This is a genomic window from Candidatus Pelagibacter bacterium nBUS_28, assembly GCF_051200915.1.
Taxonomy (GTDB): Bacteria; Pseudomonadota; Alphaproteobacteria; order Pelagibacterales; family Pelagibacteraceae; genus Pelagibacter.
In genome coordinates this window covers 1344161-1360263 of the sequence record NZ_CP172844.1, presented here as the reverse complement: position 1 = coordinate 1360263, position 16103 = coordinate 1344161, and the positions used below count along the sequence as shown (strand labels likewise).

Here is a 16103-nt window from a genome sequence, read left to right as displayed (position 1 = left end):
ATTTTGATAATATATTGTATAAGCAAAAAAATTTTAACAAATTTTATTTATGAATTCACTAAAATACATCAAAAATACAGTAATTTCTATTTTGTTAGCACTGCTTCTTAGTTCTTGCAATGGCAAGTTACCAGGTGGTGATGCAAGAAAATTCCCTGATGATCCAAAATTGAGGGTAAAAAAAAATTTAGAAGAGGGACGAGGTTTTAGATTTTCAGACACCCTAGATGGTTTAAAAAATGGGGGTGTCTTCGAGTTTGCAAGCTCAAATGAATTATGGAGAGCTTCACTTGATACAATTGACTTTATGCCTTTGGCTTCTGTGAATTATAGTGGAGGCATTATAATTACAGACTGGTATTCATCAAATCAAAAATCAAACGAAAGTATTAAAATATCTATTAGATTCTTAACAAACCAAATAAGATCAGATGCTTTAGATATTAAAGTTTTTAATAAAAAGTGTACTACACCATCTAATTGTATAACTTCAGAGAAAAACAGTACTATTAATTCTGAATTAAAGAAAAAAATCTTACAAACAGCAGCAAAATATAAGGCTGAAAAAAAAACAAAAACCTTAAAAAAATATAAGGGCAAACAAAAATATTAAGCTATTAATTTAAATAAAAGATCAAGTTTCTGTGGATAGATATAATTTTAAAACGGTAGAAAAAAAGTGGCAAAAATATTGGGAAGAAGAAAAAATATTCTCAACAAAAGCTGATAAAAATAAAAAAAAATTTTATTGTCTAGAAATGTTTCCTTATCCCTCTGGAAAGATCCATATGGGACATGTGAGAAATTACACCATCGGCGATGTATTAGCGAGATACAAAACTTTACAGGGTTTTAACGTACTTCATCCAATGGGATGGGACTCTTTTGGTATGCCGGCTGAAAATGCAGCTAGGCAAAATAAATTAGATCCTAAGACATGGACTGAAAAAAATATTCTAGTAATGAAGTCACAATTAAAAAAACTTGGTTTATCTATAGATTGGGATAAAGAAATTTCTACTTGCTCACCAGATTATTACAGACATCAACAAGAGTTCTTTTTAGAACTTTATGACAAAGGTCTTGTTTATAGAAAAGAAAGCTATGTAAATTGGGATCCAGTAGACAATACAGTATTGGCTAATGAGCAAGTAATAGACGGTAAAGGGTGGCGTTCAGGAGCGATTGTTGAAAGAAAAAAGCTAAATCAATGGTTTTTTAAAATTACCAAATTTTCAGAAGAGCTTCTTGAGAGCTTAGATAATCTTAAAGATTGGCCAAATAAAGTAAAGGTGATGCAAAAAAATTGGATTGGAAAATCTTATGGATGTGAAATAAAATTTAAAATTCAGACAGAAAAACAAATAAAGCAGATTGAATGTTATACTACCAGACCTGACACATTATTTGGGATGTCTTTTTTAGCTGTATCAGTAGATCATCCAATTGCTAAATTTTATACAAATGACCCTGAATTTATTAAATTTAAGAAAGAATGCTCTAAAACGGGTACAACAGAAGAGTCAATTGCAGCTGCTGATAAACTTGGATTTAAAACTGACCTATTGGCAATTAATCCTTTAGACGAGAATATAAAAGTACCAGTTTATTTTGCTAATTTTGTTTTAATGGATTATGGGTTGGGTGCCGTATTTGGTTGCCCTGCGCATGATCAACGAGATTTAGATTTTGCAAAAAAATATAATCTAAATGTTACGCCAGTTGTTAGACCTGAGAAAGATAAAGATTTTTCAATTAATGAAAAAGCGTTCACAGAATCTGGTTATTTGTTCAATTCTAAATTTTTAAATAATTTAAAGGTTCCCGATGAGTCAATTAACAAAACCATCAGCTATTTAGAGGAAAAGAATATTGGTCAAAGAAAAACTAATTTTAGATTAAAAGACTGGGGTATCTCACGTCAAAGATACTGGGGATGTCCAATTCCAATTGCATATGATGAGCAAAATAATCCAGTTAAAATACCCAAATATATGCTCCCCGTTCAATTACCAAAAATTGATCAATTAAATTCCGTAGGCAATCCTCTAGATGAAATGTTAGAATGGAAAAATATTACAATTGAAGGCAAAAAATGTATCAGAGAAACTGATACCCTAGATACATTTGTTGACTCGTCCTGGTATTTTCTAAGATTCTGCTCACCTCATAATGAAGAATATGGATTTGATACTGATGAAGTTAAATATTGGATGCCAGTAGACCAATATATTGGCGGGGTGGAACACGCAATTCTACACCTTTTATACTCTAGATTTTTTATGCAAGCTTTGTCATACCAAAATAATTTAATAGATATTAAAGAGCCATTTAGTGGTTTATTCACTCAAGGAATGGTCTGTCACGAAACATATAAAGATGAAAATAATAATTGGGTTAGTCCTGATGAATTAGTCACTAAAGATGGGAATAAATTTTTAAAAAGTACAGAAAAACCTATAATAATTGGGCCGTCTGAGTCTATGTCAAAATCAAAAAGAAATACCATTGATCCTGAAAAAATTATAAATGATTATGGTGCAGACTCAGCAAGATTATTCATATTATCAGACAGCCCACCAGAAAAAGACATTCAATGGTCAGACGAAGGCATAAATTCATCATATAAATTTATTCAAAAATTATGGGCTTTAAATCAAAAAATTATACAAGAAATAAAGGCCAATCATCCGACAAATCCAAATAATGACTTAGAAAAAATAACTAATAAATTTATTAAAAATATTACTTATAATATTGAAAATTTTTCTTATAATAAAATAATTGCTAATTTTCATGAAACTTATTCGGCTTTGAATAAGATCATTTTGAATAAAATTGATAAGAAAAAAATAATTAAGAATTATAAAAAATTCTTAGTAGCTATTAGTCCTGTAATACCTCATTTTTCTAATGAATGTATGGAAATGATTAATGTTAAAGAAAATTTAAAATGGCCAGAAATTGAAGAAAAATTTTTATTAGAAGATAACGTTAAATTTATTATCCAATTTAATGGTAAAACCAGAAAAATTATAGTTTCAAAAAAAGATGCTACTGAAAGTTTGTTATTAACCAAAATAAAAGAAGATGCTAAATTGAGCAAATATCTAAATAAAAAAAATATTAAAAAGAAAATATTTATACCAAATAAACTAATTAATTTAATAACAAATTAAAATGATAAAAAAAAAAATAATAATTATCTTTCTGGCACTTTTATTAACTAATTGTGGGTTTGTGCCTATTTATTCAAAAAATTCAAATATAAATTTATCAATTGAGCAAATTACATATGCAGGTGACACTGAGTTAAATAATTTTTTAAAAACTAATTTAATTCAATATAAAAATGAAAAAGTTGAGAATAAATTTTATATTGAAGTAGAGAGTAGTTATGAAAAAATTATATTAACTAAAGATGGAACTGGAGAAGCAACTAATTACGAATTAAAAGCAGAAGTAATATTTATAATAAAATCAAATAATAGAAAAATAAAATTTACTGAAAAAAAAATTATTAACAGTATGAGTGATAAATTTGAAGAAGCAAGATATGAAAGATCTATCAAAGAAAGTTTTGCATCTTCTATATCATATAAACTTATAACAGAACTAGTTGTGAACTGATGATTTTGAAATCATTTGAGATAAATAAAATAAATCAAAATATTCATCACTTAATATTACTTTATGGAAAAAATGAGGGCTTAAAAAATGAAACTTTTGATATTTTAATTAAAGACAAAAACAATGTTTCAAACTATGAAGAAAAAGAAGTGTTAGATAATGAAAATAATTTTGTCGAAAATATACAATCTAAATCACTTTTTGAACCAAAAAAATTTATAATAATTAAAAGAGCTACTGATAAGATTTTAAAAATAATTGAAATTTTACAGTTAAAAAATCTTGAGGATACAACAATAGTTCTAGACTCAGATAATTTAGAAAAAAGATCAAAATTAAGATTACTTTTTGAAAAAAACAAAGAATTAATTTGCATTCCATTTTATCCTGATAACAATCAAACCTTATCCAAGTTAGCTTACAATTTTTTAAAAGAAAAAAAAATTTTAATATCACCCTCGAATTTAAATTTGATAATAAACAAAAGCAGTGGGGACAGAAAGGCATTAATAAGTGAACTTCAAAAAATTGAATATTTTAGCAAAAATGGCAAAAAAATTAATAATGAGAATATATCAAAACTGGTTAATTTAAATGAGAACCACAGCATATCTGAACTTATTGATAATTGTCTTGCTAAAAATAAAAAAAAAATAATTGGTATCTTAAATGAAAATAATTTTAATAATGAAGACTGCATCATGATTACTAGATTTTTTTTAGTCAAAGCAAAAAAATTATTGTCTTTATCAACAACATATGAAACTAACAAAAATATAGATTTAACTATTTCATCAGCAAAACCACCAATTTTTTGGAAAGAAAAAGAAATAACAAAACAACAGGTTTTTAAATGGAAACCAAAAAATATTAAAAAACTAATCTACTCACTTAGTGAAACTGAATTACAAATTAAAAAGAATATAAATAATTCAATTAATCTAATTACAGATTTTATTTTATTTCATTCTTCTTCGGTATCTAATAATTAGATTTAATAATATCTATAATTTTATTTAGCTGATCTAAATCTTTATACTCAAAAGAAATTTTTCCTTTATTTCTTTTGCTGTTTTGTATTTCTACATTTAATCCTACTTTATTTGATACTGAAAGTTCAAGAGCTATAATATTAGTATCTTTTGTAATCTTTGACTTTAATCTTTTCTTTTTAAACAATTGAACAAAATTTTCTGCCTGTCTGACAGATAGTTTTTTTTCTATAATTTTATTTGCTACAAAACTTACATTATTCAATCCTACTAAAATCTTGGCATGTCCTGTGGATAGCTTTTGAGACTCTATTAATTTTATAACGTCCCCTGGTAATGTAAGTATTCTTAAAGAATTCGATATATAACTTCTACTTTTTCCAATAAATTTTGAAACCTTTTCTTGATCATAAGAAAATTCATCTATCAATCTTTTATAACCTTGAGCTTCTTCCAACGGATTTAAATCGTGTCTTTGAACATTTTCAACTATTGCAAATTCTAAAGATTTTAAATCATCTACCTCTGTGATTACCACAGGAACATTGTGAATACCTGCTCTCTGTGCTGCTAGCCACCTTCTCTCACCTGCGATTATTTCAAATTTTGAATTTTCATTATTTGATTTCCTAACTATAATTGGCTGTATCATCCCTCTTTCTTTAATAGAATTTGTTAAATCCTCTAAGTTTGCTTCATCAAAATTTTTTCTGGGTTGATATTTGTTTGGTATTAAGTCGCTTACTGGTAATTGATTTTTTTGAACCTCTGCTTTTGTCTCGCCAATTAGTGATGATAAACCTCTTCCAAGACCCTTTTTAATTTTATCCATTAAGCTGCACTCCCAATTGTTGACTCTTGGTTTATAAATTCATCAGTAAAACTAAAATAAGATTTACTTCCAGGACATGATTTGTCGTAAATTAAAACTGGCATTCCATGTGAAGGTGCCTCTGATAATCTAACATTCCTTGGAATTACTGTTGAGTAAACTTTTTCATTAAAATAATCTCTAGCCTCCTTCTCAACTTGTGAAGAAAGCTTATTTCTTTTGTCATACATGGTCAAAAGGATCCCTCTGATTTTTAATTCAGGATTTAAACTTACTTTTATCCTCTCAATAGTTTTCATTAGTTGGGTTAGTCCTTCAAGAGCAAAGAATTCTGTTTGTAAAGGTACCAGAAGTGAGTTTGAACATACAAGTGCCATAACTGTTAGAAGACTTAAGGAAGGTGGACAATCAATTAGTACGTAATCGTATAATCCTCTAGAATTGTTTAAATAAGAGCTTAATTTAGCTTTTAATATGAAGGCTCTATTACTATCATCAGCCGTTTCGACCTCAAGTCCTGATAAATCTACATTTGAGGTTATAATATCTAAATTTTCAAACTGTGTCTTCTTGATTATATCGTTAATCTCTCTAGTACCATTCAGCACACCATAGATTGTGTCACTAGAATTATCTACATTAGATAATCCAAGACCTGTTGTGGCATTTCCTTGGGGATCTAAATCAATAACTAAAATTTTTTTATTAAGTTGAGTTAATCCTGCTGCTAAATTTATAACGGTTGTTGTTTTTCCAACCCCACCCTTTTGATTTATTACTGAAATAATTTGCATTTAATTTTTCTTATATCTTTTTTTATTTTTCTTAGTAATTTTTTTTATATTTAATAAAAATGAATCCTCGTTTGTTAAACTTTTTTTTTCTATATACTCTAAATCCCAATCGTTTTTAGACTGTTCAAATATTTTTTTTCCACTCTTTCCCATAAAAAAAATTAAATTTTTATATCTTGAAAAATTTTCATAAACTAAATCTAAAACTACTGGCATTGGCTTGAAAGCTCTTGACATTATAGTACCTGTTTCCAAATTTTTTATTTCAAAAATATTTTTTTGAAAAATTTTTGTATTTAAATTTAGTTTTTCTGAAACTTCTTTTAAAAAACGGCTTTTATGATAGCTTTTTTCATAAAGGTGCACATTCATACTATTTTTCATGTTTTTTAGTATAATTGCTACTACAATTCCTGGCATACCAGCTCCTGAACCTAAATCTGTGGTTGTATTGCAATTAAAGTTAACAAAATCAATGATTTGTGCAGAATCAATAATATGTCGCTCAATTATAGCCTTTTTTGATGATGTTTTTTCGCTGATTATGTTAATTTTTTTATTTTTTTCAATAATCATGGATATATAGCTTTCAAAGTCCAAAAATGTTTCACGTGAAACATTTAAGTCATTAAGTTTAGAGTATGAATTTAAAATTTCTTGATCCATTAAGCTGTATGCTTAATAGACTTTCTTTTAACGTGTGACAACAAAATATATACAGCAGCTGGGGTAATTCCGTCAATTCTCAGTGCTTGACCCATTGTTTTTGGTTTTATTTCCTTAAATTTAGCTTTTACCTCATTTGACAATCCTGAAAGACCATCATAATTGATTTTATCAGGTATTATAAGGTTTTCATCTCTTTTAAAGGCTAAAATATCTGCTTTTTGCTTCTTCAAATAACCTCTATAATGGGCATTTATCTCAACCTGCTCATCTATTTCTTTACTAAAAAATGGTACATCAGCCCATATTTCTCTTATTTTATTCATATCAACTCCTTTTTGAGTTAATATTTCATTAGAAGATCTTAAAACGCCGTCTTTTGCTATTTTTATACCAAATGCATCTGCTTTATTAGGTGATATAGTTGATCGACCCATTTTTACATTAATTTGGTTAATTTTATCGAATTTATCTAGATAAAGAACTTTTCTGACATCACCAATTAATCCAATTTCTATTCCTTTTGCAGTTAATCTCTGATCAGCATTATCAGATCTAAGGCTTAGTCTATATTCAGCTCTTGATGTAAACATTCTGTATGGTTCAGCCACACCTTTGGTCACTAAATCATCAATCATTACCCCTATGTAAGCATCAGATCTATCTAATATAAAGGGTTCTAATTTTTTATAAGATAGAGCAGCATTTATCCCTGCGATAAGACCTTGAGCTGCCGCCTCTTCATATCCTGTTGTTCCATTAATCTGACCTGCAAGGTAAAGATTACTAATCTTCTTAGTTTCAAGTGTTAAAAACAGCTCTCTTGGATCTATATAGTCATATTCTATAGCATATCCTGGTCTTATAATAGATACATTCTCTAAGCCACTGATATTGTTACATATTTCTTGCTGTACATTAGCTGGGAGTGATGTAGAGATACCATTTGGGTAAATTGTATGGTCATTTAACCCTTCTGGCTCTAAAAATATCTGATGTCGACCCTTATCAGCAAATTTTACTATCTTGTCTTCGATAGATGGGCAGTATCTAGGTCCAACACCTTGTATGCTGCCAGAGTACATGGCGCTCTTAGATAAATTTTTTTCAATAATTTTATGAACCTTATCGTTAGTATAAGTCATACGACATGAAACTTGTTTGTTAATATTTTTTTTAGTTAAGAAAGAAAAAAAGTAAGGATCATCATCTGCGAACTGTTCTTCTAAATTTTCATAATTAATTGTTCTCGAGTCAAGTCGGGGAGGGGTTCCTGTTTTTAATCTTCCTATTTTAAAATTGTATTTTTCTAATTGTTCACTTAATCCTGTTGAAGGTTTCTCATCATACCTTCCAGCAGGTGTTCTTTCATCGCCTATATGTATCAAACCATTTAAAAAAGTGCCCGTTGTTAGTATTAGCTTAGAACATAAAACTTTTTTACCTTCTTTAGTTATAAATCCAGTTATTGTATTTTTATCAAAAATAAACTTTATTACAGGGTCAGAAAAAATACTTAAATTACAGTAGTTTGCAAGTTTTTCTTGCATATATTTACGATATAATGATCTATCTGATTGAGTTCTTGGTCCTCTTACTGCTGGGCCTCTACTTCTATTTAATAATCTAAATTGTATACCCGATTTATCTGCAACCTCGCCCATAACACCATCAAGAGCATCTATTTCTCTTACCAAATGACCTTTACCCAAACCCCCTATTGCTGGGTTACATGACATCTCTCCAATTGTTTCTATCTTATGAGTGAATAGGGCGGTATTAACCCCTAGTCTTGCTGAGGCTGCGGCCGCTTCACAGCCTGCATGACCACCACCTATTACTACAACATCGAATGATAAATCATTTTTCATTAGCTAAATTTATAACTGATTATTATATTTGCAAGATGCGTGTAGCTTTGCTTAAATAAGCACTAATTATCAATGTTTTTTAGTTAAAAAAGTCTTAAAAACAAAGGAAATGAGCTATTATTTACCTACACAGAAATCATTGAAAATACTACCTAATATCTCCTCAACATCAACTTTTCCAACAATCATACCAAGATGTCTAGTGGCTAACCTTAAATCTTCTGCAGCTTTATCAAAATCTTCAGCTTCATTTTTTTTATTAAAATTTTTGAGATGCTCTGAACATTGTTTTAAATGTTGTCTGTGTCGTTCTCTTGTAATTAAAATATCATCATTTGTTATAAATTTATTTTTTAAATTATTTTTTATTTTTGAAATTAATTCATCTATGTTTAGATTTTCTTTAATCGAAATTAATACATGATTTAATTTTTTAATTTCAGGATCAATTTTTCCATCTAAGAGATCTGATTTATTTATTACTAAGATTGCATTTTCATCTAGCAAACCCTTTAAAACATCAGTAAAATCTAGGTTTTTTGCATCAACAACAACCAACTTCAAGTCTGCCTCTTCAGCCCTATTTAAAGATAATTTGATACCTTTTTTTTCAATTTCATTTTTAGACTCTCTTATACCTGCGGTGTCAGAAACTATTACAGGATAACCATCAATATTAAGATGTGTTTCTATTACGTCTCTTGTCGTCCCTGCAATTTCTGAAACTATTGCAACATCTCTGTTTGATAAATAATTCAAAAGGCTAGACTTTCCAGCATTTGTGGGTCCAAGAATTGCAATCTTAAAACCCTCTCTAATTCTTTCTCCAACTTTTTGATCGTTTAAAATTTTTTGAATGTTAATTAAAACTTCTTCTGAGTTTTTTTTAATTTCTTTTAAAATATTATTTGGTAAATCTTCATCTGGAAAATCTATTTTAGCTTCAACATTTGATAAAATTTTTAAAAGTTTTTCTCTTAAAAAATTGAATTGATCAGCAGATTTTCCATTCATGATTTTAATTGCTTGCTGCCTTTGAATTTCGGTTTCAGAAGAGATTAAATCTGCAATGCTTTCCGCTTTAAGTAAATTTATTTTTCCATTTTGAAATGCAAGTTTTGTAAATTCACCAGGTTCAGCTAACCGGCAATTTTCGATATTTGAAATAGAGGTGTGAAGAGCATCAATTACAGCCTTGCTTCCGTGTACCTGTATTTCAGCCATATCTTCTCCTGTGTAGCTCTCAGGCCCTGGAAACCACAGTATTATACCCTCATCTATCAGCTCAGAATTATTGATTTTATTGATTTTTCTAAGTGTTGCCACCCGTGGTTTTGGAACACTTTTGCCAGTTAATAATTTAATAGCTTTGGATGTTTCTTGTCCTGAAATTCTTATAACAGCAATTCCAGATACTCCCGGTCCAGAAGATAATGCATAAATAGTCATAAATTTTTTCCAAATATACACCTTACATGAACGAATAAATATTATAAATTTTATAATTATTTTATTTATGAAATATTATTATGAATTCAGATGAAAAATTATTCACCAAGGCTAAAGCGCTTCATATTAAGGGGGAAATTAGAGATGCCCAAGAAATTTATTTACGACTACTAAAAAAAAATTCAAACAACAGTAATTTATTATTTTTAATTGGAACCACATATGTGCAACAAAAAAAATACCAAAAAGGAAAAAAGTATTTAAATATATCCATTAAAATAAATAGTAATTTTCCAGAGAGCTATAATAGTAGAGGAATAATTTTTGCAGAGGAGGGTGAATATCAAAATGCAATAAAAGATTATGATAAAGCCTTATTATTAAAACAAGATTATTTTGATGCTAATTTAAATAAAGCAGTTGCTTTAAGAAATATTTCTGAATTCGATGAGTCAATAAAACATTTAGAAATTTGTATTAAGTTAAAACCTAATGATTCTAAAATTTACAATAATTTAGGAAATTTGTGTAAAGATTTAAAAAAATATGACACTGCAAAGAAATATTACACTGAGGCTATTAGATTAAATAAAAATTCTGCTGAAGCTTATAATAATAGAGGTGAATTACTACAGCTACATTTTAATGAATTTGAAAAAGCTATTCAAGATTTTGATGGTGCTATAAAAATAAATAAAGATTTAGATTACATAAAAGGAAAAAAATTACATGCCAAAATGTCTTTACATGATTGGAATTCTTATAACGAAGAATTAAAAATAATAAAAAATGAAATAAAAAAAAAAAGAAAAACAATTTACCCATTTGCACACATGTCATTAATAGATGATCCTGAGCAACAAAAAATTATTACAGAACTATATTTAGAGAACAATAATTTAACTCCATTAAAAGTAAACATAAGCTTAAAAAATGAAAAAATAATTATTGGATATTTTTCTGCTGAATTTCATAATCATGCTGTAATGCATTTGATGCTAGATGTTTTTAAAAATCACAACAAGTCTGAATTTAAAATTTATGGATTTAGTATTGGTCCGACAAAAGATGAGTGGACTAAAAAAGTAAAAGGTTATTTTGATGAATTTATTGATATATCACATATGTCTGATAACAAGATAAAATCATTAAGCAAAAAACTCAAATTAGATATTGCAGTTAATTTAACCGGTCATACTTTTAACGCTAAAAATAGTATTTTCTTTAACCAGGTAGCACCAATACAAGTAAATTATTTAGGTTACCCTGGCACAATGGGTTCAAAGTTCTATGACTACATAATTGCAGATAAAATTGTTATACCTGAGGAAAATAAAAAATATTTTTCTGAAGAAGTAATATATTTACCTAATTGCTATCAAGCAAATCAGGAAAAAATTGAAATTTCTAATAAAAATTTAAATAAAAAAGATCTTGGTCTGCCGCAAGATAAATTTATTTTTGGATGCTTTAATAATAGTTACAAAATAACTCCTTTAGTTTTTGAAAGTTGGATGAACATTTTAAAAAAGTGTGAGCCTAGTGTTTTGTGGTTACTTAAAGAAAATGACATAGGACAAAAAAATTTATTTGAAGAAGCAAAAATACAAGGAATAAACAAGGAAAGGATTATTTTTGCTAAAAGACTTCCAGTAAAAGAACATTTAAAAAGGCTGGAATTTATCGACTTATTTCTTGATACATTTCCATACAATGCCCATACAACTGCTAGCGAAGCCATTAGAGCAGGAGTTCCTATTTTAACTTTAAAAGGGAAATCTTTTCCTTCAAGAGTTGCTAGCAGTATTCTGACAAACGTTGGTCTAGAGAACTTGATTGTCTCAAATTTAAAAGATTATGAAACAAAAGCTATATCTCTAGCAAAAAACTATGAAGAGATTGAAAGTTTAAAAAACCATTTAGCTCAGGAGAAAAACTTAAGTAAATTGTTTGATAGTAAAGTTTTCACTAAAGATTTAGAAAAAATCTATAAGAAAATAGTAAATTAATTATTGTATTTTTAATAACTAATCTTAAACAGAATGATATTTTCTAAGCAGGTTTATTCATAGAATTAAAAAACTCTGCATTATTTTTAGTGTCTTTTAATTTTGAATTAATAAATTCGATTGCATCCATAGTTCCCATTGGAGCAATAATTCTTCTAAGGACATTCATTTTTTGTAGATCATTTTTATCAAATAATAATTCTTCTCTTCTAGTTCCAGATTTAGTTATATCAATTGCTGGATAAATTCTTTTATCTGCTATTTTTCTATCAAGAACAGTCTCGCTATTTCCCGTTCCCTTAAATTCTTCAAAAATGACTTCGTCCATTCTACTTCCGGTATCAATTAGAGCAGTTGAGATAATTGTTAAAGATCCACCTTCTTCAATATTTCTTGCGGCACCAAAAAATCTTTTTGGTCTTTGAAGAGCATTGGCATCCACACCACCTGTTAAAACTTTTCCAGAACTTGGAATAACAGCATTATAAGCTCTTCCTAATCTCGTAATCGAATCTAATAATATAACGACATCTTTTTTATGTTCAGTTAATCTTTTTGCTTTTTCAATTACCATCTCAGCAACAGCAACGTGTCGTTGAGCCGGTTCATCGAAAGTTGAGCTAATTACCTCACCTTTTACTGTTCTTTGCATATCAGTAACCTCTTCAGGTCTTTCATCAATCAATAAAACAATAAGATAACTCTCTGGATAATTTTTAGCTATTGAGTTTGCAATGCTTTGTAGAATCATTGTCTTACCTGCTTTTGGAGGTGAAATTATTATTGATCTTTGACCTTTACCAATTGGGCTTACTAAATCAATTAATCTTGGTGTTAAGTCAGGTTTTTTTTCAATTTTTGTAGTTTCAACTTCCATTACCATTTGCTGATCTGGATAAAGAGGAGTTAAGTTATCAAATGCAATTTTATGTCTAGCTTTTTCTGGCTCTTCAAAATTAATTTTGCTAACTTGAAGTAAAGCAAAATATCTTTCGCCTTCTTTGGGTGCTCTTACTGGTCCCTCAACTGTGTCTCCCGTTCTTAAACCAAATTTTCTTATTTGACTTGGACTTACATAAATATCATCTGGTCCTGGTAAATAGTTTGATTCCATTGCTCTTAAAAAACCGAATCCATCCTGTAGTAATTGCAAAACACCCGCCCCAGTAATTTCTTCTTTTTCTGCAACTTTTTTTAAGATCGCAAAAAGAATTTCTTGTTTTCTCAATGTACTAGCATTCTCAATGCCAAGTTCTTCTGCCTGAGTAATAAGCTGTTCCGATGATTTTAATTTTAACTCTTGAATATTCATGATTTAAATTTTGTAAGGACTTTAAAGATAATAGTAATATATATACTGCGATTGTTATTTCAACCCTAGATTGGCTTAAAAATAACCAAAAAAACTATGAAAATCAGCATTATTGTAGGAACTTCATTAATTATTCTAAAGAATTTTGATGATTTGGTATTAGAATTTTCTTTTAAAGATACAAGGCATTTTCCAAGATAATCATTGTAAGCTGACAACAAGATAACTAGAACAATTTTCATTTGTATCCATAGTTGAGAAAATATTTCTATACCATTAAGATAGATTAAAACTAATCCAAAGATCCAAGTGAAAATCATTGCTGGACGCATTATGTAATAAAAAAGTTTCTTTTCCATTACTTCAAAAATATCAGTAGCTTCTTTTTTTTCTTTATTCTCAACATGATAAACAAAAATTCTTGGAAGATATAAGAGACCAGCCATCCATGAAACAACGGCTATCAGGTGTAAACTTTTAAACAACAAATAACTATTCATAATTAAGGCATGGACATTTAGTAAATTGATTTGGGCATTGTGTCTTTGGAGGAAAAAGGGTTCCATTAAAATTATAGTCCTTTTTTTTAATAATTAAATCAGACATTGCTTTAATATAATTTTCATTAGTGCCCAGTGCTGGAACTCTTGTATAATTTTTACATCCATTTTTATCAGCCAACTCCCTATATTCTATGTCCAATTCAACTAGAGTTTCCGAGTGTTCTGATACAAATGCTATAGGAACCAAAACAATATGTTTGCCTATTTTTGAATTTTCTATAATAATATCTTCCGTTGATGGGCCTATCCATTTTAGAGGACCAACACGACTTTGGTAACTTAATATCCAATCTAAATCTTTAATTTTTAATGATTCAACAATTTTATTGACTGATTGTTCTATTTGCCATTGATATGGATCTCCTTTTTTTATATTTTTTTCAGGCAATCCATGTGCAGAAAATATTAGTTTGAAATTTTTTAAATTATTAATTTTTTTTAATATTTCTTCTTTATGCGCCAAAATAAAATTGTCATCGGTAGGATAGCAACAGATTGTACTTGTTTTAATTTTAAAATTGTTTTTCCCACAAATATCCTTCCATTCCTTAATTGATGATCCCGAAGTTGCTGCAGAATATTGTGGATACAAAGGCATTAATATAATTTCATCTGGATTAAAATTTTTCACATGATTTACTACTTCTTCTGCTCTTGGGTGCCAACACCTCATAACAATAAAACATTTATATTCCGAATTCTGGTCGCTATTATTAAGTTTTAATTCGAGGGCCTCCGATTGTTCTTCTGTTAATTTTAAAATAGGGGACGCCCCACCAAGCTCTTGATATATCTTTTTGGCTGTTGGGGCCCTTCTATTAGATATCAGCTTCGCCAACAAGTACCTAAGGATAGTAGGTAAATTTAGTATTGCAGGATCGTTAAATAGATTAAATAAAAATGGTTCTACATTTTCTAATTTATCGGGCCCTCCTAAATTAAACAATATTACAGCTCTTTTCATTAATAATCTTTAACTATGTTTACTAAAAACTCAAACATATTGGGATCTGTCTCAGGCAAAACTCCATGCCCTAAATTAAAAATATAAGGGTGATCTTTAAAAATATCTAAATATTTTGTTGCCTCTTTTTTTAATCTTTCTTTGTCTGTAAGTAATATTTTAGGATCAAGACCTCCTTGAATTGGAATATTTATATCTTTTAAAATTTTTTTTGGATCAACATTATAATCAATACCAACCGCATCTGGTTTAACAATTTCACAAAATTCTTTGTAGTTTTTAATTTCTCTAGGAAAACAAATAACAGGAGTGTTTAAAGATTTAACATAATCAACCAGATTCAGAGTGGGTGAATAAATATAATTGGGTAAATCTTTTTCTTCTAACAGACCTGCCCAACTATCAAATATTTGTATTATATTCGCACCGTTATCAATCTGATTTTTAATATGTATTTTAAGAAATTTTTCTAAAATTAATAAAAGTCTGTTTATTAAAAAATCATCTTTAAAAAAGTTTCCTTTAAGATTTTTTTTAGGAGATTGTTGATTAATAATATAAACTAGCAAAGTCCAAGGTGCACCAACAAAACCTATTGTATTTTTATTTTTTAATAAATTGTTTGTGCTTACCTTTTTAATTGCCTTGTAAACTGGATATATTTTTTGAACAAAATCGACCTCATCTAATTTAGACATTTTATCAATTTTAACCTGACCTAGTTTAGGTCCAAAACCTTTTTTAAATTCAACTTTTTGATTTAAGCCATAAGGCAACATTAAAATGTCTGAAAAAATTATTGCTGCATCTAAATTGAATCTTCGCAAAGGCTGTAAAGTAATCTCAGTTGATAGATTTTCATTTAGACATAAATTTATGAAATTTGGATTTAACTTTCTAATTTCCCTAAACTCAGGTAAATATCTTCCAGCTTGTCTCATAATCCATATTGGATTAATTTTAGTGTTTTTATTTATTATTACTTCATGAAGAGGTGTCATATTAAAATAGTATATATTTA

14 protein-coding genes are annotated in these 16103 nt (G+C 28.4%); 5 read left to right on the top strand and 9 right to left on the bottom strand.

Going from position 1 to position 16103, the window contains the following annotated elements; translation table 11 throughout:
- Positions 1-49: 49 nt before the first annotated feature.
- From ACIJYC_RS07255 to holA, 4 genes are read left to right on the top strand one after another with little or no spacing between them, the layout of a single operon-like run.
- A complete protein-coding gene (locus tag ACIJYC_RS07255; RefSeq protein WP_435166204.1) occupies positions 50-613 on the top strand; it encodes a DUF3576 domain-containing protein in 564 nt (187 codons plus the stop codon).
- A gap of 31 nt (positions 614-644) precedes the next feature.
- On the top strand, positions 645-3179 hold the full coding sequence (gene leuS, locus ACIJYC_RS07250; protein WP_435166201.1) for a leucine--tRNA ligase: 2535 nt from the start codon (positions 645-647) through the stop codon (positions 3177-3179).
- Position 3180: 1 nt separating this feature from the next.
- The gene (locus ACIJYC_RS07245) at positions 3181-3630 is read left to right on the top strand and encodes a hypothetical protein (protein ID WP_435166198.1); all 450 of its coding nucleotides are present in this window, start codon (positions 3181-3183) and stop codon (positions 3628-3630) included.
- Complete coding sequence (gene holA, locus ACIJYC_RS07240) at positions 3630-4622, top strand: DNA polymerase III subunit delta (protein WP_435166195.1); 993 nt, start codon at positions 3630-3632, stop codon at positions 4620-4622. Before ACIJYC_RS07245 ends, holA begins: the two co-directional genes overlap by 1 nt.
- Here holA and ACIJYC_RS07235 read toward each other — a convergent pair.
- The 5 genes from ACIJYC_RS07235 to mnmE all read right to left on the bottom strand — a co-directional run bounded on the left by ACIJYC_RS07235 (position 4612) and on the right by mnmE (position 10234).
- Entirely contained in the window at positions 4612-5454 is an 843-nt protein-coding gene (locus ACIJYC_RS07235) for a ParB/RepB/Spo0J family partition protein (protein WP_435166192.1), read from the bottom strand. The genes holA and ACIJYC_RS07235 overlap by 11 nt on opposite strands.
- The gene (locus ACIJYC_RS07230) at positions 5454-6248 is read right to left on the bottom strand and encodes a ParA family protein (RefSeq protein WP_435166189.1); all 795 of its coding nucleotides are present in this window, start codon (positions 6246-6248) and stop codon (positions 5454-5456) included. The genes ACIJYC_RS07235 and ACIJYC_RS07230 overlap by 1 nt, the downstream gene beginning before the upstream one ends.
- Entirely contained in the window at positions 6249-6914 is a 666-nt protein-coding gene (locus ACIJYC_RS07225) for a 16S rRNA (guanine(527)-N(7))-methyltransferase RsmG (protein ID WP_435166186.1), read from the bottom strand.
- Positions 6914-8785: a tRNA uridine-5-carboxymethylaminomethyl(34) synthesis enzyme MnmG gene (gene mnmG / locus ACIJYC_RS07220; protein ID WP_435166183.1), complete on the bottom strand. Its 1872-nt coding sequence runs from the start codon at positions 8783-8785 to the stop codon at positions 6914-6916. The genes ACIJYC_RS07225 and mnmG overlap by 1 nt, the downstream gene beginning before the upstream one ends.
- A 117-nt stretch (positions 8786-8902) precedes the next feature.
- Entirely contained in the window at positions 8903-10234 is a 1332-nt protein-coding gene (gene mnmE, locus ACIJYC_RS07215; protein WP_435166180.1) for a tRNA uridine-5-carboxymethylaminomethyl(34) synthesis GTPase MnmE, read from the bottom strand.
- An 80-nt stretch (positions 10235-10314) separates the two neighbouring features.
- On the opposite strand from mnmE, the gene ACIJYC_RS07210 reads away from it, so the two are divergent.
- Entirely contained in the window at positions 10315-12243 is a 1929-nt protein-coding gene (locus tag ACIJYC_RS07210; RefSeq protein WP_435166177.1) for a tetratricopeptide repeat protein, read from the top strand.
- Between the two features lie 43 nt (positions 12244-12286).
- Here ACIJYC_RS07210 and rho read toward each other — a convergent pair whose 3' ends face one another.
- The 4 genes from rho to hemE form a co-directional block, all read right to left on the bottom strand.
- Positions 12287-13555 (bottom strand): transcription termination factor Rho, encoded by a 1269-nt coding sequence (gene rho, locus ACIJYC_RS07205; protein ID WP_435116522.1) that lies wholly within the window; start codon positions 13553-13555, stop codon positions 12287-12289.
- Between the two features lie 65 nt (positions 13556-13620).
- Positions 13621-14055 (bottom strand): protoporphyrinogen oxidase HemJ, encoded by a 435-nt coding sequence (gene hemJ, locus ACIJYC_RS07200; RefSeq protein ID WP_435166174.1) that lies wholly within the window; start codon positions 14053-14055, stop codon positions 13621-13623.
- Complete coding sequence (hemH, locus tag ACIJYC_RS07195) at positions 14048-15082, bottom strand: ferrochelatase (protein WP_435166171.1); 1035 nt, start codon at positions 15080-15082, stop codon at positions 14048-14050. The genes hemJ and hemH overlap by 8 nt, the downstream gene beginning before the upstream one ends.
- The gene (hemE, locus tag ACIJYC_RS07190; RefSeq protein WP_435166168.1) at positions 15082-16083 is read right to left on the bottom strand and encodes a uroporphyrinogen decarboxylase; all 1002 of its coding nucleotides are present in this window, start codon (positions 16081-16083) and stop codon (positions 15082-15084) included. Before hemE ends, hemH begins: the two co-directional genes overlap by 1 nt.
- Positions 16084-16103: the final 20 nt, after the last annotated feature.